The 21,532-nt window shown below is 75.2% G+C and carries 17 protein-coding genes and 2 pseudogenes; 10 read left to right on the top strand and 9 right to left on the bottom strand.

Annotation, left to right across the window (positions count from 1 at the left end; all coding sequences use genetic code 11):
- The first annotated feature begins 29 nt into the window (after nucleotides 1-29).
- The 3 genes from MF672_RS17425 to MF672_RS17415 are packed head-to-tail and all read left to right on the top strand — an operon-like array spanning nucleotide 30 to nucleotide 3,902.
- On the top strand, nucleotides 30-1,667 hold the full coding sequence (locus tag MF672_RS17425; RefSeq protein WP_242382092.1) for an ABC transporter substrate-binding protein: 1,638 nt from the start codon (nucleotides 30-32) through the stop codon (nucleotides 1,665-1,667).
- Nucleotides 1,668-1,671: 4 nt separating this feature from the next.
- On the top strand, nucleotides 1,672-3,195 hold the full coding sequence (locus MF672_RS17420) for a GH39 family glycosyl hydrolase (protein WP_242382093.1): 1,524 nt from the start codon (nucleotides 1,672-1,674) through the stop codon (nucleotides 3,193-3,195).
- A complete protein-coding gene (locus MF672_RS17415; protein ID WP_242382094.1) occupies nucleotides 3,192-3,902 on the top strand; it encodes a YesL family protein in 711 nt (236 codons plus the stop codon). Before MF672_RS17420 ends, MF672_RS17415 begins: the two co-directional genes overlap by 4 nt.
- Before the next feature lie 20 nt (nucleotides 3,903-3,922).
- Here the strand turns inward: MF672_RS17415 and MF672_RS17410 are convergent, their stop codons facing one another.
- The 3 genes and pseudogenes from MF672_RS17410 to MF672_RS52155 all read right to left on the bottom strand — a co-directional run.
- Nucleotides 3,923-6,007: an alpha-glucuronidase gene (locus tag MF672_RS17410; protein ID WP_302893226.1), complete on the bottom strand. Its 2,085-nt coding sequence runs from the start codon at nucleotides 6,005-6,007 to the stop codon at nucleotides 3,923-3,925.
- Nucleotides 6,008-6,073: 66 nt separating this feature from the next.
- Nucleotides 6,074-6,607 carry a PP2C family protein-serine/threonine phosphatase gene (locus MF672_RS52160; protein WP_407654774.1) on the bottom strand — a complete coding sequence of 178 codons (534 nt, stop codon included), beginning with the start codon at nucleotides 6,605-6,607 and terminating at the stop codon, nucleotides 6,074-6,076.
- Nucleotides 6,608-7,367: 760 nt separating this feature from the next.
- A pseudogene (locus tag MF672_RS52155) lies at nucleotides 7,368-8,501 on the bottom strand (ATP-binding response regulator); the annotation flags it as partial.
- 1,194 nt (nucleotides 8,502-9,695) lie between these two features.
- On the opposite strand from MF672_RS52155, the gene MF672_RS17400 reads away from it, so the two are divergent.
- Both MF672_RS17400 and MF672_RS17395 read left to right on the top strand, forming a co-directional pair.
- The gene (locus MF672_RS17400) at nucleotides 9,696-10,070 is read left to right on the top strand and encodes an STAS domain-containing protein (RefSeq protein WP_242384008.1); all 375 of its coding nucleotides are present in this window, start codon (nucleotides 9,696-9,698) and stop codon (nucleotides 10,068-10,070) included.
- A gap of 6 nt (nucleotides 10,071-10,076) precedes the next feature.
- Nucleotides 10,077-10,919, top strand: a complete 843-nt coding sequence (locus tag MF672_RS17395; protein WP_247815270.1) for a sugar nucleotide-binding protein — start codon at nucleotides 10,077-10,079, stop codon at nucleotides 10,917-10,919.
- On the opposite strand, the gene MF672_RS17390 is transcribed toward MF672_RS17395, so the two are convergent.
- The 4 genes from MF672_RS17390 to MF672_RS17375 all read right to left on the bottom strand — a co-directional run bounded on the left by MF672_RS17390 (nucleotide 10,900) and on the right by MF672_RS17375 (nucleotide 14,389).
- Complete coding sequence (locus MF672_RS17390) at nucleotides 10,900-11,514, bottom strand: hypothetical protein (protein WP_242383872.1); 615 nt, start codon at nucleotides 11,512-11,514, stop codon at nucleotides 10,900-10,902. The genes MF672_RS17395 and MF672_RS17390 overlap by 20 nt on opposite strands.
- Nucleotides 11,515-11,577: 63 nt before the next feature.
- Nucleotides 11,578-11,964, bottom strand: a complete 387-nt coding sequence (locus MF672_RS17385; protein WP_242383873.1) for a FixH family protein — start codon at nucleotides 11,962-11,964, stop codon at nucleotides 11,578-11,580.
- A complete protein-coding gene (locus MF672_RS17380; protein WP_242383874.1) occupies nucleotides 11,961-13,304 on the bottom strand; it encodes a DUF8832 domain-containing protein in 1,344 nt (447 codons plus the stop codon). Before MF672_RS17380 ends, MF672_RS17385 begins: the two co-directional genes overlap by 4 nt.
- Nucleotides 13,301-14,389, bottom strand: coding sequence for a hypothetical protein (locus MF672_RS17375; protein ID WP_242383875.1), 1,089 nt, complete (start codon nucleotides 14,387-14,389; stop codon nucleotides 13,301-13,303). The genes MF672_RS17380 and MF672_RS17375 overlap by 4 nt, the downstream gene beginning before the upstream one ends.
- Nucleotides 14,390-14,615: 226 nt before the next feature.
- Here MF672_RS17375 and MF672_RS17370 point away from each other — a divergent pair, with 226 nt between their 5' ends.
- The 5 genes and pseudogenes from MF672_RS17370 (at nucleotide 14,616) to MF672_RS17350 (ending at nucleotide 20,728) form a co-directional block, all read left to right on the top strand.
- A complete protein-coding gene (locus tag MF672_RS17370) occupies nucleotides 14,616-15,170 on the top strand; it encodes a TetR/AcrR family transcriptional regulator (protein ID WP_242383876.1) in 555 nt (184 codons plus the stop codon).
- A gap of 125 nt (nucleotides 15,171-15,295) precedes the next feature.
- Nucleotides 15,296-16,066: an SDR family NAD(P)-dependent oxidoreductase gene (locus tag MF672_RS17365; protein WP_242383877.1), complete on the top strand. Its 771-nt coding sequence runs from the start codon at nucleotides 15,296-15,298 to the stop codon at nucleotides 16,064-16,066.
- Nucleotides 16,067-16,108: 42 nt separating this feature from the next.
- A pseudogene (locus MF672_RS52150) lies at nucleotides 16,109-16,761 on the top strand (AfsR/SARP family transcriptional regulator); the annotation flags it as partial.
- Between the two features lie 1,433 nt (nucleotides 16,762-18,194).
- Nucleotides 18,195-19,232 carry a hypothetical protein gene (locus tag MF672_RS52145; RefSeq protein ID WP_407654730.1) on the top strand — a complete coding sequence of 346 codons (1,038 nt, stop codon included), beginning with the start codon at nucleotides 18,195-18,197 and terminating at the stop codon, nucleotides 19,230-19,232.
- Nucleotides 19,233-19,471: 239 nt separating this feature from the next.
- Complete coding sequence (locus MF672_RS17350; protein ID WP_242376056.1) at nucleotides 19,472-20,728, top strand: metallopeptidase family protein; 1,257 nt, start codon at nucleotides 19,472-19,474, stop codon at nucleotides 20,726-20,728.
- Nucleotides 20,729-20,734: 6 nt separating this feature from the next.
- Here MF672_RS17350 and MF672_RS17345 read toward each other — a convergent pair whose 3' ends face one another.
- The gene (locus MF672_RS17345; protein ID WP_242376055.1) at nucleotides 20,735-21,076 is read right to left on the bottom strand and encodes an ester cyclase; all 342 of its coding nucleotides are present in this window, start codon (nucleotides 21,074-21,076) and stop codon (nucleotides 20,735-20,737) included.
- The gene (locus MF672_RS17340; protein ID WP_242376054.1) at nucleotides 21,073-21,507 is read right to left on the bottom strand and encodes a MarR family winged helix-turn-helix transcriptional regulator; all 435 of its coding nucleotides are present in this window, start codon (nucleotides 21,505-21,507) and stop codon (nucleotides 21,073-21,075) included. Before MF672_RS17340 ends, MF672_RS17345 begins: the two co-directional genes overlap by 4 nt.
- Nucleotides 21,508-21,532: the final 25 nt, after the last annotated feature.

The raw sequence follows: 21,532 nt of genomic DNA, 5'->3' as shown, positions 1-21,532 counted from the left end.
CCCCCTGCAACACAAAGGATTCTCCCCCCATGCGCGACATCTCACGGCGTCAGGCGATCATCGGACTGGGCGCGTTCACGCTCGTGCTCGCCGGCTGCGGCGAGGACGAGGCCCCGAAGAAGGCCGCCGACGTGTCCGGCAACAAGGCCGCCGCGATGGCGAACTACGGCGTCAACCAGCAGTTCAAGGCGACCGAGCCGGTCTCGTTCGACGTGTTGTACAACAACCACTCGTTCTACCCCAACAAGAGCGACTGGCTGCTGTGGCAGGAGCTCACCAAGCGCACCAACGTGACGCTGAAGCCGGTCGAGGTGCCGCTCAGCGACTACGAGAAGAAGCGCGGCCTGCTCGTCGGCTCCGGCCAGGCCCCTCTCATCATCCCCAAGACCTACCACCCGCAGGAGGAGGCGTTCGTCTCCTCGGGCGCGATCCTGCCGGTCAGCGACTACTTCGACCTCATGCCGAACTTCAAGGACAAGGTCGCCAAGTGGCGCATGGAGCCGGACCTGGACACCCTGCGCCAGGCCGACGGCCGCATCTACCTGCTGCCCGGCCTGCATGAGGAGGTCTGGGTCGACTACTCCCTCGCCGTCAGGTCCGACATCCTGGAGAAGCTGAAGCTGGAGGTTCCGAAGACCTGGGACGAGCTGTACACGGTGCTGAAGGCGATGAAGGCCGAGTACCCCGACCTCTACCCGATGACCGACCGCTGGGGCGTCCCGACGCCGGGCGGCAACCTGCTCAAGCTCGTCGCCCAGGCGTACGGCACCAAGGGCGGCTGGGAGTACCAGCACGCCACGTTCGACACCGCGAGCGGCAAGTTCGTCTACACCGGCGCGATGCCGCAGTACAAGCAGATGATCGAGTACCTGGCCAAGCTGGTGAAGGAGAAGCTGCTCGACCCCGAGAGCTTCACCCAGCAGGACGAGCAGGCCAAGCAGAAGTTCAACTCCGGCAAGTCGTTCGTCATCAGCACCAACGCCCAGTCGATCATCAACGACTACCGGCCGACGCTGAGCAAGCTCGTCCCCGACGCCAAGATCGTCAAGATCCCCGTCCCCATGGGCCCTGTCGGCGACTACAAGATCGGCACCCGCCTGGAGAACGGCGTCATGATCTCCAAGAAGGCGCTGGAGAACAAGAACTTCGTCGCGATGATGCAGTTCATCGACTGGCTCTGGTACTCCGACCAGGGCGAGGAGTTCGCCAAGTGGGGCGTCGAGGGCGTCACCTACACCAAGGACTCCTCCGGCACCTACACCCTCGCCAAGGACGTCGACTTCGTCGGCCTCAACCCGGGCGCCCCCAAGCACCTGCAGAAGGACTTCGGCTTCTCCAACGGCGTGTTCGCCTACGGCGGCACCACCAAGCTGCTCAACTCCACCTTCTCCCAGGAAGAGCTGGAGTTCCAGAAGGTGATGAACGCGCGCAAGCCGTGGCCGATCGAGCCGCCGCACCCGTTCAACGAGGAGGAGCGCGAGCAGGCCACCCTCTGGGAGACGCCGCTGAAGGACTACGTCACCCAGCAGACGCTCAAGTTCATCCTCGGCGAGCGCGACCTGTCCGAGTGGGACGCCTACGTCAAGGAGCTGGAGGGCAAGAACATGACCTCCTACGTCAACCTCGTCAACACCGCCTACGAGCGCTTCAAGAAGGACCACGGCTGATCGCATGAGGACAGTGGTTCCGGACCGCGGCCAGGGACGGCTGTCGGAGGCGTGGCGCTACTGCGTCGGCACCGGCCGCTTCGACCTGGCCCTGCGGCGCGACTACCAGGAGTCGCTGGCGCTGGTCCAGCGGGAGATCGGCTTCCGGCACATCCGGGGCCACGGGCTGCTCAGCGACGGCGCCGGCGTGCACCGGCCCTACGAGCACGCCGGCGAGCGGCGGGTCCGCCACGTCTTCACCTACGTGGACCAGGTCGTCGACGCCTACCTCGACCTCGGGATCCGGCCGTTCCTGGAGCTCGGCTTCATGCCCTCCGGGCTCGCCTCCGGCGAGCAGACCGTCTTCTGGTGGCACGGCAACGTCACCCCGCCCGCCTCCCACGCGGAGTGGGCGGAGCTGGTCCGGGCCACGCTGCGGCACCTCGTCGGCCGCTACGGGCTCGACGAGGTGCGCACCTGGCCGATCGAGGTGTGGAACGAGCCCAACCTCAAGGAGTTCTGGCAGGACGCCGACGAGGCCGCCTACCACCGCCTGTACGAGGTGACCGCGCACGCCGTCAAGGAGGTCGACGCCGGGCTGCTGGTCGGCGGCCCGGCGATCTCGCCCGGCGCGGACGAGTGGCTGCCGCGCTTCGCCGACTTCGTCGCCGCCCGGGACGTGCCGTGCGACTTCGTCAGCCGCCACGCCTACAGCTCCGGCCCCGCCCAGCACGTCCCGTTCGGCGTGCACCAGACGCTGATGCCCGCCGAGGCGCTGCTGGAGCAGTTCGCCACGCCGCGCCGGCAGCTCGCGGGCGGGCCGCTGGCGGGCGCGCCGGTGCACGTCACCGAGTTCAACTCCTCCTACCGGCCGGACAACCCGGTGCACGACACGGCCTTCCACGCCGCGTACCTGGCGCCGGTGCTGGCCGGCGGGGGAGAGGTGTGCGACTCCTTCGCCTACTGGACGTTCTGCGACGTCTTCGAGGAGATCGGCGTCCCTGCCTCGATCTTCCACGGCGGCTTCGGGCTGCTGACCCACCGGCAGATCAAGAAGCCCACCTACCACCTGTACGCGTTCATGGCGCGGATGGGCGAGGAGGTGCTGGCGCGCGGCGCGGACCACCTGGTCACCCGGCACGGCGACGGCCGGGTGAGCGTCCTCGCCTGGGCGCCCGCCGACGTCACCGGCGGGGACCCGGTCACCGGGCACCAGGTCCGGCTGTCGGTGCCGGTGGGCCCGGCGGGGTCGGCGTTCCTGCTGCGCTCGTCGGTGAGCGAGGAGCACGGCAACGCCTGGGCCGCCTGGCGCGAGCTGGGCCGCCCCGCCTCGCCCGCCGCGCGCGAGCTTGACGTGCTGCGCGAGGCGGCCGAGCCGGCCCGCTCGCACCGCGCCCTGCCCGTCCGGGACGGCCGGGTGGAGCTGGACCTGCGGCTCGGCGCGCACGAGGTGACGCTGGCCGAGCTCACGCCGGTGCTGGTGGACGAGACGCCGCCGTGGTGGGACGACCGGCGGCTGCTGGGCCTGGGAGAGGAGAATCCCGCATGAGCACCCCGGCACCGGCCGCGGACCCGTCGGCGGGCGCGGGACGGGCCTTCGGCGAGGGGCCGCTGTCGCGGGCCGCCGCGCTGATCTACACCCTGCTGGCCGTCGAGGCGATGTTCCTGCTCGCCGTCGCGCCGGGGCTGGCCGCGCTGACGCTGCTCGGCGGCGACGCCGGCAACCTGCCGCTGGCGGCGCTGTGCGCGCTGCCGCTCGGCCCCGCCCTGTCGGCCGCCCTGTACGCCCTGCGCCACCGCGGCCGCGGCCTGGCCGACCTGCGCCCGGCGGCGGCGTTCTGGCGCGGCTACCGGGCCAACGCCGCCGGGGTGCTGAAGATCTGGGCGCCCTGGCTGGCCGGCATGGCCGTCATCGGGACGAACCTCGCCAACCTCGCCGTCGCGGGCGTGCCCCGCTGGTGGGCGGCGCTGCTGGTGCTGGTCGCGCTCGGCGGCCTGCTCTGGGCCGGCAACGCGCTGGTGATCACCTCGCTGTTCGCGTTCCGGGCGGTGGACGTGGCCCGGCTGGCCTCCTACCTCCTGCTGCGCCACCCGAAGGCCGCGCTGGCCAACGTGTCGCTGCTCGTGGTGGCCACGGCCGTCACGCTGGCCGGCACCGAACTGCTGACGGCGGTGCTGGCCGCGGTGTTCGCCGCCGGGTTGCTGCGGAACGCCCGCCCCCTGATCGCCGAGGTCGAGGAGCGGTTCACCGCCTGAGCCCCCGGCGGCGCCCACGACTACGGGATGCGCCGGCCGTGCGCGTCCGGCACCCCCGACTTGCGGAAGAAGTAGGCGTTGACCTGGTCGCGCCACTCCTCGGCGCAGCGCCGCTGCTCCTCCAGCAGCTCTGTGACGCGGGAGTGCAGGGCCGGGTCCACCAGACCCGTGCCGTCCAGCTTGTCCCAGTGCGCCCGCATCTCTGCCACCTCCTCCACCCCGGCGAAGTGGGTGTCGTAGATGTGCTGGATGACGGTCGCGCCGCTCCGCAGCACGTGGCCGTACGGGACGTGGTGGAAGAACAGCAGCAGCTCGTCCGGGCACCGCGCGGCCGACTCGTAGACCTCGCGCCACGGCCGCGGGTACTGGCCGGTGAACCCGGTGCCCGTGGCCCTGGTGCGGTCCACGCCCACGCCGTCGCGGTCGGCGAAGTGGTAGGTGCCCCACGGCGTGTACTCGTAGCCGTCCACGTCCGGGCCGTAGTGGTGGCCGGGGCGGACCATGAAGCCGACGCCCAGCGGGGCCGTGTACCGTTCGTAGGTGCGCCAGGAGCCGTCCATCAGGGCGTGCAGCGTGCCGCGCAGCTCCGCCGCCGTCGCCGGGAACGTCAGCCCGGCCCACTCGTCGAGGATCGCGGCCGGGTCCAGGCGCGGGTCCCAGGCCAGCCGGCCGAAGGCGTACAGGTTGGCCTGGGCCAGGGGGTGCCCGGTCCAGTACGGGTCGTCGCCCGCGTTGGACACCGCGACCAGCCCGCCGCCGCCCGCCGCGACGTCCGCGACGGTGCGCCCGCCCCCGTCCGGCCCCCAGGGCTGGAACCCCAGGATCTCGCTCCACATCGGCGCCAGGTAGCACACGTGCCGCTGCTGGCCGGTGTACTCCTGCGTCACCTGGAACTCCACCGCCAGCTTCGTGGCCGGCATGGCGGCGATCACCGGCGAGACCGGCTCGCGCGGCTGGAAGTCCATCGGGCCGTGCTTGACCTGGAGGATCACGTTGTCCGCGAACCGCCCGTCCAGCGGCGCGAAGTGGTCGCAGGCGGCCCGGGCGCGGTCGGTGGAGCGGTCGCGCCAGTCCTGGCGGTGGTTGTAGACGAAGGCCCGCCAGTGCACCACGCCGCCGTGCGGGGCCAGCGCGTCGGCCAGCGCGCCCGCGCCGTCGGCGTGGCTGCGCCCGTACGCGAACGGCCCCGGCTGCCCCTCCGAGTCGGCCTTCACCACGAACCCGCCGAAGTCCGGCACCGCCGCGTACACCCGGCCGGCCGCGGCCGCCCACCACCGGCGCACCTCCTCCCGCACCGGGTCCGCGGTGTCCAGGCCGCCGAGCACGACGGGAGAGGCGAAGCTCACCGACAGGTGCACCCGGATCCCGTACGGCCGCAGCTCGGCGGCGATGGCCGCCACCTCGCCGAGCCGGTCGGTCAGCAGGCGCGCCTCGGCGGCGTGCACGTTGACGTTGTTGATCGCGACGGCGTTGATCCCGGCGGCGGCCAGCAGCCGGGCGTAGGCGCGCACCCGGGTCAGGTCCTCGCGCAGCACGCCGTCCCGCCAGAACAGCGAGCCGCCCGCGTAGCCGCGCTCGACCTGGCCCATCACCGGGTGCACCGCGACGTTGTCCCAGTGGTCGAGCATGCGGCGGGCGGCGGCGGGCGCGTGCCGCTCGACCGGCCGGTCCGCCGCGAAGGCCGCCTCGCCCAGGCGTACCAGGTGGAACAGCCCGTACAGCAGCCCGGCGGGGGCGTCGGCCACGACCACGGTGACGCCGTCGCGGCGGGCCAGGGCGTACCCCTCGGGCCCCGTCGGCCCGGCCTCGCCCGCCACCGCCCGCACCGCCTCCGGCAGGCCGCCGCCCTCCAGGTCCGCACCGGTCAGGGCCAGCACGCAGCCGGCCGGGCCGGTCGAGGGGCCGGTCGCGGGGCCGGTCGAGGGGCCGGTCGCGGGGCCGGTCGCGGGGCCGCCGTACCGGGCCTGGGCCGCGGCCACCTCGGCGCGCACCGTGTCCACCAGGGCGCCCGCGCCGAGCACCGCCACCCGGCGCGAGCCGATCGGCCGGAACGCCTCCGGCGGCAGCCACGCCGGGTGCACGTCGGTCAGATCAGGAATGGTCACGAAGCTCCTCCGGTGGTGCCGGCCGTCACGATGATCGGTCCGAATCTACCGAAAGGGGATGAACCGCTAGCGAGCCGCCCGGGGGTGGTGCAGAGCCAGCAACGCCACGTCGTCGCCGCCGTCCGGCGGGGCCATCACGCTCATCGCCCGCTCGCACAGCTCCTCCGGGTCGGTGCACCCGCTGAGCGCGTCGCACAGCGCGCCCAGCCGGTCGGCCAGCGGGCGCCCGCGGTCCTCCACCAGGCCGTCGGTGTAGAACAGCAGGCTCGACCCCGGCGGCACGCTGAAGGTCTGGCCGGCGTAGGCGAAGGCCGCGTCCACGCCGAGCGGCAGGCCGTGGTGCACCGGCAGCAGCCGCGCCCGCCCGGACGGCGACGACAGCAGCGGCGGCAGGTGCCCGGCGTTGGCCAGCTCCAGCCGGTGCCCGGCCGGGTCGTAGACCGCGTAGCACAAGGTGGTGTACCGGCGGCGGCCGGCCGTGTCGAGGAACACGCTGAGCCGTTCCAGCAGCGGCCCGGCGGGCAGCCCCTCCAGCGTGTACGCCTGGATCGCGGTGCGCAGCCGCCCCATCAGCGCGGCGGCCGGCACGCCCCGCCCCATCACGTCGCCGATCACCAGCGCCAGCCGGCCGCCGGGCAGGGCCAGCGCGTCGTACCAGTCGCCGCCGGCGTACTGGCCGGCCGCGCCCGGCCGGTAGCGGCAGGCCAGCTCGATCCCCGGGAAGCGGGGCAGGGCGGCGGGCAGCAGTGAGCGCTGGAGCTGCACCGAGATGCGGTGCTGGCGCTCGTACTGGGCGGCGTTGTCGAGGGCGACGGCGGCGCGGTCGACCAGGTCGCGCAGGAACGCCCGCTCGGCGGGGTCGGCCGTGGCGCCCGTCGGCGCGGCCAGGGTCACCGCGCCGATCTCCCGGCCACGGTGCCGCAACCCCAGCGTCCCCACCCCGCCCGCGCCCCCGCCCGCGCCCCCGCCGGCCCGCGAGGCGGCAGGGTCGACGGGGCCGGTGAGAGTGCTGGGGGTGCTGGGAGTGGTCCGCGGGGCGGCGTCGGTGGCGTGCGGGCGGGCGGGGTGTGGAGCGCGGCGCGGGCCGCCGGCGGCAGGTCGCCGGCGACGAGCCGGGCGTGGCAGCGGGTGCGGGCCGCGGCCTGCCGCCGCTGTCGCCGTCGCCGTCGGGGTCGTCGTGGTGCAGCCACACCGCGCAGCCCGCCGCGAAGGCGGGCACGATCTCCTCGCACAGCACCCGGCTGATCTCGTCGGGGTCGAGGCCGGCGGTGAGCCGCCGGCTGGCCTCGGCCAGGGCCGCGACCCGTTCGGCCGCCCGCCGCCGCTGCCGCGCGGTCTCCAGGTGCGTACGCACCCGCGCGGTCAGCTCGGCCGCGGTGAACGGCTTGATCAGGTAGTCGTCGGCCCCGGCGTCCAGCCCCTCGATGGCGGCCTCCTGCCCGGCCCGCGCCGAGATCAGGATGACCGGCACGTGCCGGGTCGCCTCGTCCGCCCGCAACGCCCGCAGCAGCCCGAACCCGTCCAGCCCGGGCATCATCACGTCGCTCAGCACCAGCTCGGGCACGGCCTCGGCGGACGCCGCCAGCGCCTCCCGCCCGCCGGCGACGCTGCGCACCCGCCAGTGCGGCGCCAGGACGCGGTGCAGGTAGGCCCGCATGTCGGCGTTGTCGTCCACGACGAGCACCTCGGGGGCGAGGCCGGGCTCCCCGGCGGCGGCGGGCGCGGGCGGCGCCCAGCTCATGGCCTCCTGCACGTACGCGCCGGACGCCCGCCCCGCCGGAGCCGCCCCCGGGACCGCCGGGACCGCCGCCGGCTCCCGCGCCGCGCCGGCCCGCCGCGGCATCAGCACCGTGAACGTGGACCCGGCCCCCAGCGTGCTGTCCACCTCGACCGTGCCGCCGTGCAGCTGCACCAGCTCCCGCACCAGCGACAGCCCGATGCCGCTGCCCTCCTCGCTGCGCGCCCCCGTGCCGGCCACCCGGTGGAACCGGTCGAACAGGCGCGGCAGCTCGCCCGGCGGGATGCCCACGCCGGTGTCGGCCACCACCAGCCGCACGTGCTCGCCCGCGGCCTCCACCCGCACCCGGATCTCGCCGTCGAGGGTGAACTTGAAGGCGTTCGACAGCAGGTTGAGGACGATCTTCTCCCACATGTCCGGGTCGGCGTCCACCGGCCCGGGCAGCGGCCGGCAGTCGACCACCAGCCGCAGCCCGCCCCGCTCGGCCGGCACCTGGAACAGGCTCGCCAGCTCCGCGGTCAGCGCCGGCAGGTCCACCGGCTCCGGGCGCGGCGTCATGCGCCCGGCCTCGGCGCGGGAGAAGTCGAGCAGCGCGTTGACCAGCTTGAGCAGCCGCAGCGCGTTGCGGTGGATCATCTCGACCCGTTCGCGGTCGCTCCCGCGCAGCGCCTCCCGTTCGGCGAGGAGGTCCTCGGTGGGGCCGAGCAGCAGCGTCAGCGGGGTGCGGAACTCGTGGCTGATGTTGGAGAAGAACATCGTCTTGGCCCGGTCGAGCGCGGCCAGCTGCTCGGCGCGGTGCCGCTCGGCCTGCAGCGCCGTCGCGTCGGCGACGGCGGCCGAGACGTGGTCGGCGAGCAGCACGGCGAAGTCGCGGCTGGACCCGTCGACCGGCCGGCCGCTGTTGAGGCCCGCGACCAGCAGCCCCGCCGGCCGCTCGGCGCCGGGCCGCGCGATCGGCAGCACCAGCGCCCGCTCGGGCGGGTCGAAGCCCTCTCTGGCCAGCGCGGTGAGCTGCGGCGCGCCGGGGTGGGCGACCTCCACGACGCCCGTGCGGGCCGCGGCCAGCGACCACGGGCCGCCGCCGGACAGGGCGACCCTGGCCGGGCTGAGCGGGCCGCCCGGGACCAGCCCGGTCGCGCCGCTCAGCTCGGCGTGCTCGCCGTCGAGCAGGTAGAGCAGCGCGAACGGCACGTCGTACGGATTGCGCGCCAGCACCCCGGCCGCCCACGCGCACGCCGCGGCGGCCGAGGACGCGGCGGCGGTGCTGCGCTCGCCCAGCTCGCGCACGAGCGCCAGCCGGCGCGCGCCGACGACCCGCTCGGTGGTCTCGGTCACGGCGCAGAACACCCCGCCCACGCCGCCGGACTCGTCGCGGATGGGGCTGAAGGAGAAGCAGAAGTACCCCTCCTCGCGGAACCCGGCCCGCTGCAGGATGAGCAGCAGGTCGTGCGAGTAGGTGGCGTCGCCCCGGGTGAGCACGCCCTCCAGCATCGGCCCGATCGTCGGCCAGATCTCCGCCCAGCACTCGTCGGCGGGCTGCCCCAGCGACCGGGGGTGCTTGACGCCCAGCGTGGGCCGGTAGGCGTCGTTGTAGAGCGTCGCCAGGCGCGGCCCCCAGTAGATGACCATGGGGAACTCCGAGGCCAGGCAGATGCTGAGCGAGCTGCGCAGGCTCTGCGGCCAGCCGTCCATCGGGCCCAGCGGGGTCGCCGCCCAGTCGCGGGCGCGCATGAGGCGGCCCATGGAGCCGCCGGCCGCCAGCACCGCGTCCAGACCCGTGCTCGCTTGGATGTCCACGCAAGAACCCCCTGGGCGGCGAGACGGACAGCACCCATTGTGCCCGTCGCCGGGGCCGTGCGGACTGTCCTGACCGAGGTATTGCTCCCTCGCGGCCACCCCGGTAGACAGTAATCTGCCTACGACGGCGAGGGCAACGGGCGGGAGGGCACAATGATCGATCTGCGGTTGTCCGCCCGCCGGCACGCGGGCGTCGAGGTGGTCGAGGTCGGCGGCGAGCTCGACGCGGTGACCAAGGCGCAGCTCGACCGGTTCCTCACCGCCTACTTCAACGGGCCCGACGAGCGGGTCGTCCTCGACCTGTCCGGCGTCACGTTCATGGACTCAGGCTCGCTGGGCCTGATCGTCGACCACTACAAGCGCGCCGACGCCGCGGGCGGCCGGCTGGCCCTGGCCGGCGTCTCGCCGTCGCGCATGCAGGTGTTGTGGCTGACCGGCCTGGCCGACTGGCTGCCCCTGTACGCCGACGTCGACGCCGCGCTGCTGGCGCTGGCCCGGCCGCCGGGCTCGGCCGCCGGGCTCGGCTGAGCCCGCGTGCGGGTCACCGTCGTCGGCGGCGCCGGGTTCCTCGGCGGCGAGCTGGTCCGGCAGGCCGTCGCGGCCGGGCACACGGTCACCGCCACCTGCTTCGGCCGTCCCGGGCGGGCGGCGGGGGCCGGCTGGCGGCCGCTCGACGTCCGCGACCGGGCCGCGGTGACGGCCCTGATCGGCGAGCTGCGGCCGGACGTCGTCGTCAACGCCGCCTACCGGCAGGACGACTGGCGGACGACGGCCGACGGCGCCGCCCACGTCGCCGTCGCGGCGGCGGCGTCGGGGGCGCGGCTGGTGCACGTGTCGAGCGACGCGGTCTTCTCCGGGCGGGCGGCCCGCTACGCAGAGGACGCCGTCCCCGACCCGGTCACCCCGTACGGGGCGGCCAAGGCGGCGGCCGAGGTGGCGGTGCGCGCGCTCGTGCCCGCGGCGGTGGTCGCGCGCACGTCCCTGATCGTCGGCGACGGCGGCTCGCCGCACGAGGCCCTGGTGCACGCGCTGGCCGCGGACCGGCGGCGGGGCGTGTTGTTCACCGACGACGTCCGCTGCCCGGTGCACGTCGCCGACCTGGCCGCGGCCCTGCTGGAGCTGGCCGCGCCCGGCCGGTCCGGCGTGCACCACGTCGCCGGGGCGGACGCGCTGAGCCGCTACGAGCTGGGCCGCCTCATCGCCCGCCGCGACGGCCTGGACCCGGCCCGCCTGCCCGCCGGCCGCCGCGCGGACTCCGGCGTGCCCGGCCCGGCCGAGCTGCGGCTGGACTGCGCGGCCACCCAGCGGCGGCTGCGCACCCGGCTGCGCGGCGCGCGCGAGTTCGCCGGCGGCGGCCTCACACCAGGCCCACGGTGAACCCCTCGTCCTTGACGCCCAGGTAGGCCGCGGGACGCAAGCGCCGCATCCCCTCCTCGATCAGCGGGACGTAGGCGGGCCGGGAGCCGAGCGGCAGCCGGTAGCCGTTCCTGACCGTGTGGAACTCCCACAGGTGCTCCATCTCCGGATGCCGGGCGCGGAAGCCCGGGTCGGCGGGGAACAGGTCGAGCCGGACCATGGTGCGGCGCACGAGGTGGTCGGCGAGCGTGACGGCCCGCTGCCGGGTGCGGGACAGGCCCACCCCGGACAGCTCGGCCCAGCCCACGGCCCACGGGCGGCCCCGCGGGTCGTCCCAGCGCACCCCGTGGGCGTCGAGGATCAGCCGGCGCGGCCGGGCCGTCCGCCGCCAGGTCAGGACCGGCAGCAGGCCGATGGCGAGGAAGCCGAGCCCGAGGACGGCGGCGGCGACCGTGACGCCCCCGCCGCCCGTCACCTGCCCGGCCGCCACCGAGACCAGCGTGACCAGCCCGAGCGCGGCCGCCACCGCGCCGCCGGCGATCAGCCGCACCTTGGTGTCGCCGCCGACGTCGATCACGACAGGGGGAGGAGGCGGTGGGTAGGGGCCGTACGTCATGGAAGGCGACGTTAGCCGCGGCTCGCGGCGGTTCCCAGACGTTTCGCCATATTGCGAAGCGTGTCAGCCGGTGGTGAGGGCGTTGACCACCAGGGTCTCCTCGCCCGCCGGGCCGCCCAGCCGGATCGACACCTCCCACGTGCCCGCCATCGGGAACAGCTCGCCCTCGGCGGCGAAGCGGCCGGGGCCGGTGCGGCGGGCGGGCAGCTCGGGCGTGGCGTGGCCCATGCCGGTCATCACGGTCGAGACCGCCGCCGTGTCCGCCTCGCCCGAGGTCACCTCGACCTCGACCGTGACGCGGCCGGTCGTGGGCCGGTCGATGACGACGGTGGCGGCGTACCGGGCGCCGGCCACCGACGCCCGCAGCGGCTCGGCGGTCATGCCGCGGCCCACGACGAACACCACCGCCGCGGCGGCGACCAGCGCGAGGGCGATCAGGGCGCGCTTCACCGCAGGCTCTCCGGCGCGGCGACCTCCACCGTGAACGGCACGGTCAAGATGCGGTCGGCGAGCGCGTACTGGGCCCAGGCGAGGTAGCGGCCGGGCGCGGGGAAGCTGAAGGTGAAACGCAGCCGGCCGCCGGCGGAGCCCAGCTCGTGCACGTGGCCGAGGAAGCCGCCGTCGCCGTCGCGGACGATCAGGTGGCCGGTCATGCCGAGCCAGGGCCGCACGGGGCCGGTGGCGTCCAGCTCGATCGTGGCGGGGCGGCCGGCGACGGGGACGGCGGGCCGCAGCACCGGCGTCCCCCGCGCGCCGTCCGGCAGCGTGCCCGCTTCGTCCTCGGGGCGGCCGGCCGTGGCGTCCTCGGGGCGCTTGCCCGTGGCGTCCTCGGGGCGTTCGGCCGCGGCGCCGCCGACGTCGAAGGCCGCCGCCAGGAGCTGCCCGCCGGAGTCCTCGCGTTCCAGCTCGGTGTGCGTCAGGTATCGGCCGGGCCGGTCGGCGCGCAGGCGGACCTCCAGCCGCCCCGGCGCGGTGCGCAGCGGGTGCACGTGGCGGAAGTAGCTTCCGTCCTGGCTGGTGACGATCAGGTGGGCGAGCGCCTCGTGGTGCGCGGTCAGGTCGTCCACGGGCCGCCCGGTCGAGCCGTCCACGAGATCGACGCGCAACGTGAACTCCTCTCCGGCGGCCGGCCGCGCCGGCACCGTCTCCACGCGTTCCTGCACGTACGGCCGCCCCCCGCCGGCCGGCCCGGTCACCGCGGGCGCGGCCCCGTCGGGCGGCCCCGCGGGCACCAACGGCTCGAACACGATCACCATGACCGCCACCGTCACCCCGGCCGCAGCCCCGGCCGCGAGCGCCATCGCCCGGCCCGGCCGCGCCGTCGCCCCGGTGAGCAGCCCGCCGACCAGCAGCACACCGGCCGCGAAGAACCCGCCGTAGATCAGCAGCTCCGCCCCGGACCCCCGCTCCACCAGCACCCGGAACGGCACGGCGGAGCTCTCGCCGCCCGCGCGCAGCGTGAGCACGTGCGGGCCGGTCCGCTCCACCCGCAGCTCGGCGTAGCGGGGGTCGGGGGCGGCGACGGCCTGCCCGGTCACGGCGCGCCCGTCCTCGGCCGAGCGCACCTCCAGCGCGACCGGCAGGCCGGTGACCGGCTGGTAGGCGATGATCCCGATCCGCAGCGGCCCCGGCACCCGCGACGTGCTCTTGACCACGACCGTCAGCTCCGTCCCCGCGATCGTCTGGGCGATGCGCAGGTCGGCCCCGGCCGAGACGGTGTGCGCCGCGGCCGGGGCGGCGGCCGCCAGCACCAGGACGGCGGCGAGCGCGAGCAGCCCGGCGAGCCTCATGCCTTCCCGGGAACGGCGTCGTCCGCGGGCTCGATCGCGTTGGGCAGGAACAGCGCGCCGAGCAGCAGCCCGATCAGCCCGGCCACGATCGGCGCGCCGGTCCACAGCTCCGGCACCGACGGCAGGCCGCCGCCCGCCACCGAGGACACCCCGACGTACAGGGACCAGGTGACCAGCCCGGACAGCGCGGCGAACGTCCAGTAGGCCGGGCGCCGCGCCGCCGACGGCCGCAGCCACCGGATGAGCAGGTCGGCCGCGAGCCCGCCGGCCACGATCGCGGCCAGGACCGGGACGTTGCGGAAGGCGGTCTGGGCGCCCGGCATCAGCACCGCGACCGCGTACATGATCGTGACGCTGCCGAACGGCAGCTCCCAGCGGCGCAGGAGCAGCAGCACGGGGGCGAGCAGGATGACGTTGCTGATGACCATGGCGGTCGCCAGCCGCTCGGCGCCGCCTTGGGTGACGTCGGAGAGCGCCTCGACGATGCGCACGGCCCGCCACTGCAGGGCGTCGCCGTAGGACAGGAACAGCGACACGAGCGTGGTGGCGAACGACAGCCCGATCAGCGCCGGCAGCAGCCGCCGCAGCGCCGGCCGGCGGCCGACGTCGGGGGCGTTCCAGGCCGAGCGCAGCGGCGTGGTGATGATGAGGAGCATCGTCGTGATCAGCCCCAGATGGGACGGGCTGAACAGGATGTCCACGGTCGTCTCGATGCCGAGAAAGGTGTGCCACATCATGTCGGCGAAGCCGAAGGCGGCGAAGGCCGGAATCGCGACCAGCCCCGCCAGATATCCGCGGGGCACCGCCGCCACGCCCTGCCGGCCGGCGCGGACGTTGCGCCACGCCTGCCAGATCATCCATCCCGAGACGGCGGCGAATCCGGAATAGAAAACCGCGTGCCAGGGGGTGAAGAAGGTCTCCAGCTGACCTCCGAGATTGGTGTGCGCCCAGGCGTCGATCATCAGGCCGACGCCGAACCACACGCCGAGCAGCGCGGTGACGAGGTCCCTGCGGGGTGTCACCCAGTCGCGGGGCTCACCTGTGTCCACGAGCAGACGTCGTAAGCCGGCATTCGCCAGAGCCATCGCGTCCTCCCTTCTCTGCGTTCGATCTTCGCAGACGCGACGGAAAAGCGGGCATGTCGGATTTGCGGGGAGCGTAACGTCACGTAATGCCTTTATCGCGGTCGGTCGAATGGCGCGGTCCTTCTTTTCGTGAAATGGCGGAACGTCCATTTTCGGATGCCATGAGTTGTGACCGACGTCACTCGTCCCGTCCGGTCGACACAACTGTTGGCCTACACTCGTGGGCATGGCTTTCACCGAGCGGTCGGCCGCGACCCGCGCCTCCATCCTCGCCGCCGCGAGGAAACTCCTCATCGACCGCGGCTACGAGGGCATGACCATCCGGGCGGTCGCCGCGCAGGTCGGCGTCGACCCGTCCATGGTCATGCGCTACTACGGCAGCAAGGCGGGGCTGTTCGACGCCGCCGTGGACGTGGACCTGCGGCTGGGGGAGATGTCCCGGCCGGCGTCCGGGCGGGTCGGCGAGGCGCTGGTGCGCCACTTCCTGGACCGCTGGGAGGGCGGGCTCGCCGACGACGTGCTCATCCTGCTGCTGCGCTCGGCCTCCACCAACCCGATGGCCGCCGAGCGCATGCGGCAGGTCTTCGAACGGCAGATCGTGACGTTCGTGCGGACGGCCACGGGCGCGGAGGACGCGGCCTATCGGGCGGGGCTGGTCAGCACCCAGCTCCTCGGCCTGGCGCTGACCCGCTACGTGCTGGAGCTGCCGCCGGTGGCCCAGGCCGACGCCGGGACGCTGGTGCGCGACCTCGGCCGGGCGATCCAGCAGTACATATCCTGATCTACATTGTAAAGGCGCCGGGCTGGTGAGGCGACGGTGAGCGGCCGGTAAGCCCGCTCCGCCACCGTTGACCCGTCGCCGCTGCCGGAGCGGGCAGCGGCCGTCCGACGCGAAGGAGCGGGAAGATGGGGATGCTGGCCGGGAAGACGGCGCTGGTGACGGGCGCGTCGCGGGGGATCGGCCGGGCGGTCGCGCTGCGGCTGGCCGCCGAGGGCGCGCTGGTGGCCGTCCACTACGGCGCCGACGCCGAGGCGGCGGGGGAGACCGTGGCGCGGATCGAGGGCGCGGGCGGCCACGCCTTCGCCGTGCGGGCCCGCTTCGGCGGCGCGGACGCGCTGGACCGGCTGTTCGCGGGCCTGACCGCCGGGCTCGCCGGGCGTGGCCTGGACGTGCTGGTCAACAACGCCGGCATCCCGTCCACGACGCCGGTCGGCCAGGTGACGCCGCAGGAGCTGGAACGGGTGCTGGCGGTCAACGTGGCCGCGCCGTTCTTCGTCGTCCAGCGGGCGCTGCCGCTGCTGAACGACGGCGGGCGCATCGTCAACATGGGCTCCACGGCCAGCCGCTTCGCCGTCACCACCCAGCTCGCGTACACGATCAGCAAGGCCGCGCTGGAGGCCATGGCCCCCACGCTGGCCAACGAGCTGGGCCGGCGCGGCATCACGGTCAACACGGTCGCGCCCGGCGCGGTCCGCACCGACATGACGGCCGGCTACACCTCCGTCCCGGAGTTCGTGGCGCAGCTGGAGGCGATGACCGCGCTCGGGCGGCTGGGGGAGCCCGAGGACGTGGCCGACGTCGTCGCCTTCCTCGCCGGCCCGCAGGGCCGCTGGGTGACCGGGCAGACCATCGACGTCTCCGGCGGCACCTGGCTGGGGCCGCTCATGCCCGCCTGACCCGGCCCGCCGCGGGCCGCGTGCCGGTGGATAATCACCCGCATGCGGTTCGGAATCCTCGGCGAGACGCGGGCGTGGCGCGACGACGGCACCGAGGTCCCGCTCGGCGGGCCGGGCCGGCGAGCGGTGCTGGCGCTGCTGCTCCTGCGTCCGGGCGAGGCGGTGCCGGCCGACCGGCTGGCCGGCGAGAGCGGCCCCGGCGGGGCGGGGCACGCGCTGCACTCCCAGGTCTCGCGGCTGCGCGCCGCCCTCGGCCCGGCGGCGGCCGTCGAGCGGACCGGCGCGGGGTACCGGCTCGTGGTGCCGCCCGAGCACGTGGACGCCGTCCGCTTCGAACGGCTGGCCGCCGACGGCCGCGCGGCCCTGCGCGACGGCGACGCCGGCCAGGGAGGGGTGCGGCTGCTGCGCGAGGCGCTGGCCCTGTGGCGGGGGCCCGCGCTGCCGGAGCTGCCCGACAGCGAGAGCGCCGGGCCGCCGCCGCCCGGCTGGAGGAGCTGCGGCTGGCCGCGCTGGAGGACCGCATCGAGGAGCTGGCCGGCTGGGCGAGCACCGCCGCGGCCGTGGCCGAGCTGCGCGAGCTGGCCGCCCGGCACCCGCTGCGGGAACGGCCGGCCGCGCTGCTGATGCGGGCGCTGCACGCGGGGGGCGGGGCGGCCGAGGCGCTGGTGGTGTTCGAGGAGACCCGGCGGCGGCTGGCCGACGAGCTGGGCGCCGACCCCTCGGCCGAGCTGGCGGCCCTGCACCGCGAACTGCTCAGCGCCGGCCCGTCGCCGGCGCCCGCCAGGCCGCCCGCGCAGCTCACGTCGTTCGTCGGCCGGGACCGGGAGGTGGCCGAGGTCGCGGCGCTGCTGCGGGTGGCGCGGCTGGTCACGCTCACGGGGCCGGGCGGCGTCGGCAAGACCCGCCTCTCGATCGAGCTCGCCGGGACCGCCACCGGGACCGCCCGGGTGTCCGCCGCCGGCGCGGGTGAGGCGCGCGGTGAGGTGTGCTTCGCGGAGCTGGCCCCGCTGCGCGACGGCGCGGGCCTGCCGCAGGCGCTGCTGTCCGCGCTCGGCCTGCGCGGGAACGGCCTCCAGCTCGGCGGCCCGCCCGCCCCCGCCCAGCCGGGCGACGGCCCGCCCGGCGGGCAGGCCGCGCTGGAGCGGCTGGTCGCGGCCCTGTCGGACCGGGCGCTGCTGCTCGTCCTGGACAACTGCGAGCACGTCATCGACGCCGCCGCGGCCGTCGCGTCCCGGCTGCTCGCGGCCTGCCCCCGGCTGCGCATCCTCGCCACCAGCCGCGAACCGCTCGCCGTCATCGGCGAGCACACCTGGCAGGTGCGCCCGCTCGACGGCCCGTCGGCGGCCCGCCTGTTCGCCGACCGGGCGGCCGCCGCGCGGCGCGGCTTCGCCGCCGACCCCGCCCTCGTACGGCGGATCTGCGCGGCCCTCGACGACCTGCCGCTGGCGATCGAGCTGGCGGCGGCCCGGCTGCGCACCCTCGACGTGCACGACCTGGCCGCCCGCCTGGACGACCTGCTCGGCGTCGCCTCCCGGGGCGCCCGCACCGCCGACGAGCGGCACCGCACGCTCCGCTCGGTCGTGGCGTGGAGCTGGGAGCTGCTGCCGGCCGGCGAGCAGCGGGCCGCGCGCCGCTTCGCCGTCTTCGCGGGCGGCGCGAGCATCCCGGCCGCGCGGGAGGTGTGCGGGACCGACGGCGAGACCCTTGAGTCGCTGGCCGACAAGTCCCTGCTGGAGCTCACGGGCGACGGCCGCCTGCGCATGCTGGAGACCGTCCGCGCCTACGCCGCCGAACGGCTGGAGGAGGCGGGGGAGGGCGAGGCCACCCGGCACGCCCACGCCCGGCACGTCCTGGGCCTGCTGCGGCGTGCCGAGCCGCACCTGCGCCGCGCCGCGCAGCTCGACTGGCTGCCGCTCGTGGCCGCCGAGCACGGCAACCTGCTGGCGGCCCTGCGGTGGGCGGCCGGGGCGGGGGAGCGGGAGACGGGCATGCGGCTGGCCGGGGCGGCGGCGACGTACCTGTGGATCCGGGCGCGTCCGCGTCGGTGGCGCCTCTCGCGGCCGGCCTGCTCGCGGCCGGCCCGCCCGTGCTGGCGGACCCGGACCTCGGTGAGGAGTACGCGGCCTGCGTGCTGCTGGCCGCGTCCGCGCCCGGCGGGCGGGCGGTGTGGCGGCGGCACGCGGCGGCGGCGGGGGAGGCGCTGGCCGCGGCGTGGCCGGGCGACCGGGCGGGCCGCTACCCGGCGGCGCTGCTGCTGTGGATGATGCGCAACGCCGGCGAGCACGATCCGGGGGACTCCTACGCGGTCGTCGCGGCGCAGCGCGACTGCCCGGATGCGTGGGCGCGGGCCGTCGCCCGTTACGTGACGGGGTTCGGCGCGCTGGGGACGGGCGCCGCGGCGGCAGCCGAACGGGACCTCCGGGAGGCCGCCGCGGGTTTCCGCGCGCTCGGCGACCGCTGGGGGACCTCGCTGACGCTGGACGTCCTCGCGGGGCTCGCAGCCGGACGCGGCGACCACGCCGAGGCGATCGACCTCACCGACCAGGCCCTGACCCTCACCGACGAGCTGGGCGCCCTGGAGGACCACGCGGACCTCCTCGTCAACCGCGCCGACCTCCTCCTCACCCGCCCCGCCCCGCCGGCCGGCGGCTCCACCGACCGGACGCGGGCCGATAACGCCCCGGCCGACAACGCGAGGGCCGATCACGCCCTGGCCGACCGCGCCAGGGCCGATCACGCCAGGGCCGACTACGTCAGGGCCGCCGACCTGGCGCGCCGCGCCGGCAGCTCGGCCGTCCTGGCCGCCGCCCTGCGCGGCCTCGCCGACCTGGCCCTGCGCGACGGCGACCCGGCCGAGGCCGAGCGCCTTTACACCGACGCGCTCGACCGCAACGACCCGCACTGGGTGAGGAGTCTCGGCACCCAGGTGCGCGTCCTGGCCGGGCTCGCCCGCCTGGCCGCCGCGCGCGGTGACCACGCCGCCGCCCGGGCCCGCCGCCGCGAGGCCGCCGCCGTCGTCGCCACGATGGGCCCCTCCGTCCCGGACGCCCTGCGCCTGTTCGGCCTCCCCGCCGAGGTCCTCGCGGCCGTCAGCCCCGATCGGCGAGCCCGATCAGAGCACCCGCTCGCCGAGCCCCGACCAGCGGACCCCGCGATCGGCCGGTGATCACCCTCCACCGTTCTGGAAGAAGCGCCACGTCGTGGCCAGGCAGCGGCAGACCTCACGCCGCGCGACCGGGAACCCCCTCGCCGGGTGCTGAAACTTTCAGCGGAAACCCCCAGGTCGCTCGTCCCCGCGTCGGCGGGCGAGTTGACGCCCGTCCCGGGGCGTGCGATCAAAGCCTGCACGGACTCCGGAGCCGCGCGCCCAGGCCCTGTTAGCGCTATCACAAGGGGAGAAGCCGTATGAGTCGCCTGGCCATCCTGCCCCTCCTGCTGCTCACCACGTTCCTCCTGCCGCTGCGCGGGGCCGCCGCCGACACCGACGTGGCCCGCTCGGCCACGGCGTCGGCGTCCTACACCTCGCCGTGGGAGAGCGTCGCGGCGATCAACGACGGCATCGACCCGCCGTCCTCCAACGACACCGTCAACCGCCGCTGGGGCACCTGGCCGCGGACCGGCACGCAGTGGGCCGAGCTGACCTGGCCGGCCGCCCAGACGCTGCGCTCCGCCGAGGTGTACTTCTTCGACGACGGCGGCGGCGTCCGCGTCCCGGCCTCATGGAAGCTCCAGTACTGGACCGGCAGCGCCTACGCCGACGTCCCCGCCTCCTACCCGCTGGCCGTCAACGCCTACAACACCGCCGCGTTCGCGCAGGTCAGCACCACGCGGCTGCGGGTCGTGCTGCAGAGTGGCCAGGGCTCGGCCGGCCTGCTGGAGGTGCGCGCGTTCGCGCCGGACCCCGGCGGCGGCGGCGGCACCAGCGCCTGGAACCCGCCGGCCGGCCTCGTCACCCCGCTCGGCGAGGTGTGGCGGCACGTCGAGTCGACGTACAACAACCTGTACGGCTTCCGCAACTACGGCTGGGACCAGATCATGGCCAACCGCGGCTCGATCAACTACTGCGTCCGCTGGGACTCCAGCGCCACGGTCACGGCCGCCCAGCGCGACCAGATCCACGCCGCGCTGGCCCGCCAGTTCAAGAAGTGGATGGACGTCATGGCCGGCCACAACGGCTGGCCGTACGCGAACGTGCCGCTCAAGGTGGTCGGCTGGGCCGTGCGCGACCGCGCCCAGCTCCAGTGGAGCGACACCACCGTGGACGTCTACGTCGGCGACCTCCGCGAGAACGCGCCCCAGTGCGCCGAGCCGTGCGGCCGCTTCTTCAACCAGAGCGGCACCTACCCCAGCTGCCCGGGCGGCGCGTCCCGCCACTACGACATGTCGTTGTGGCTGACCGCCGGGTTCTCCGGGGGCGCGGGCGGCGACTGGGGGCAGCGGGTCGGCAGCGAGTACTACCTGTCCAACCTCACCACCGGCAACATGCACATCCTGCTGCACGAGATCGGCCACTCGTTCGGGCTGGACGACTTCTACGACTGGACGCCGACCGGGGTGTGCTGCTTCCTGATGAAGGCCGGCAGCGCCACCTCGATCACCGACTTCGACGCGTGGATGTTCCGCGACTGGTGGCGGCACCTGAAGAGCCGCTACGGCCTGTGAGCGGCGTCAGGCCCGCTTGAGCGCCGACAGCCCCCACAGCTCGGCGATGCGCCCGTCGCGCACCCGGAAGATCTCCAGCATGGTGGGCGGGTGCTCGCCGGGCACGCCGTGGACGCTGGTGCGCACGGCGGCCCGGTCGTCCTCGACTAGCATGTCCTCCACCACGACGCGCGCCTCGGGGTAGGTCTCGTGGAAGCGCCGCCAGGACCGCTCGACGGCGTCCGGGCCGGTCGTGCCCAGGGGGTGGCTGCGGAAGTCGGCGGTGAAGATGTCCCTGGCGGCCTCGTGGTCGCGGGCGTTGAACGCGGCGTACATGCGCCGGGCCAGCGCCCGCACGTCCTGTGTCATGGTTCCTCCTGTGATGTCATGTTCGCGCGCAGCCGCCGCAGCACGTCCAGCACCAGCTCGCGCTCGCGCTCGGTGACGCCGTCGAGCAGCCGCTCCTGGTACGCCTGGTGGGCGCGCTCCAGCTCGGCCGCGGCGCGTTCGCCCTCGGCGGTCAGCGCGGCGAGGGTGTAGCGGTTGTCGGCGGGGTCGAGGCGGCGGCCGGCCAGGCCCTCCGCCTCGAACTCCTTGACCAGCCGGGTCACCGTCGCCCCGTCGAGGCCGAGCGCCCGGCGCAGGTCGCTGTGGCTGGTCTCGCCGTCGCGCCGCAGCCGGACGAGGAGCTGCACCCGCTGCGGGCTCAGGCCCACGTGCCGGGGGAACGCCTGCCGCAGCTCGGCGCAGACGCCCCCCAGCTCGCGGAAGAACCTGTCCTCGTCCGTCTCGTCGCTCACTCACTCTTTATATCGGCAACTCTTG

The sequence above is a fragment of the Actinomadura luzonensis genome, assembly GCF_022664455.2.
Lineage (GTDB): Bacteria > Actinomycetota > Actinomycetes > Streptosporangiales > Streptosporangiaceae > Nonomuraea > Nonomuraea luzonensis.
The sequence above is the reverse complement of the archived record's forward strand: the minus strand, read 5'-3'. Positions and strand labels throughout refer to the sequence as shown.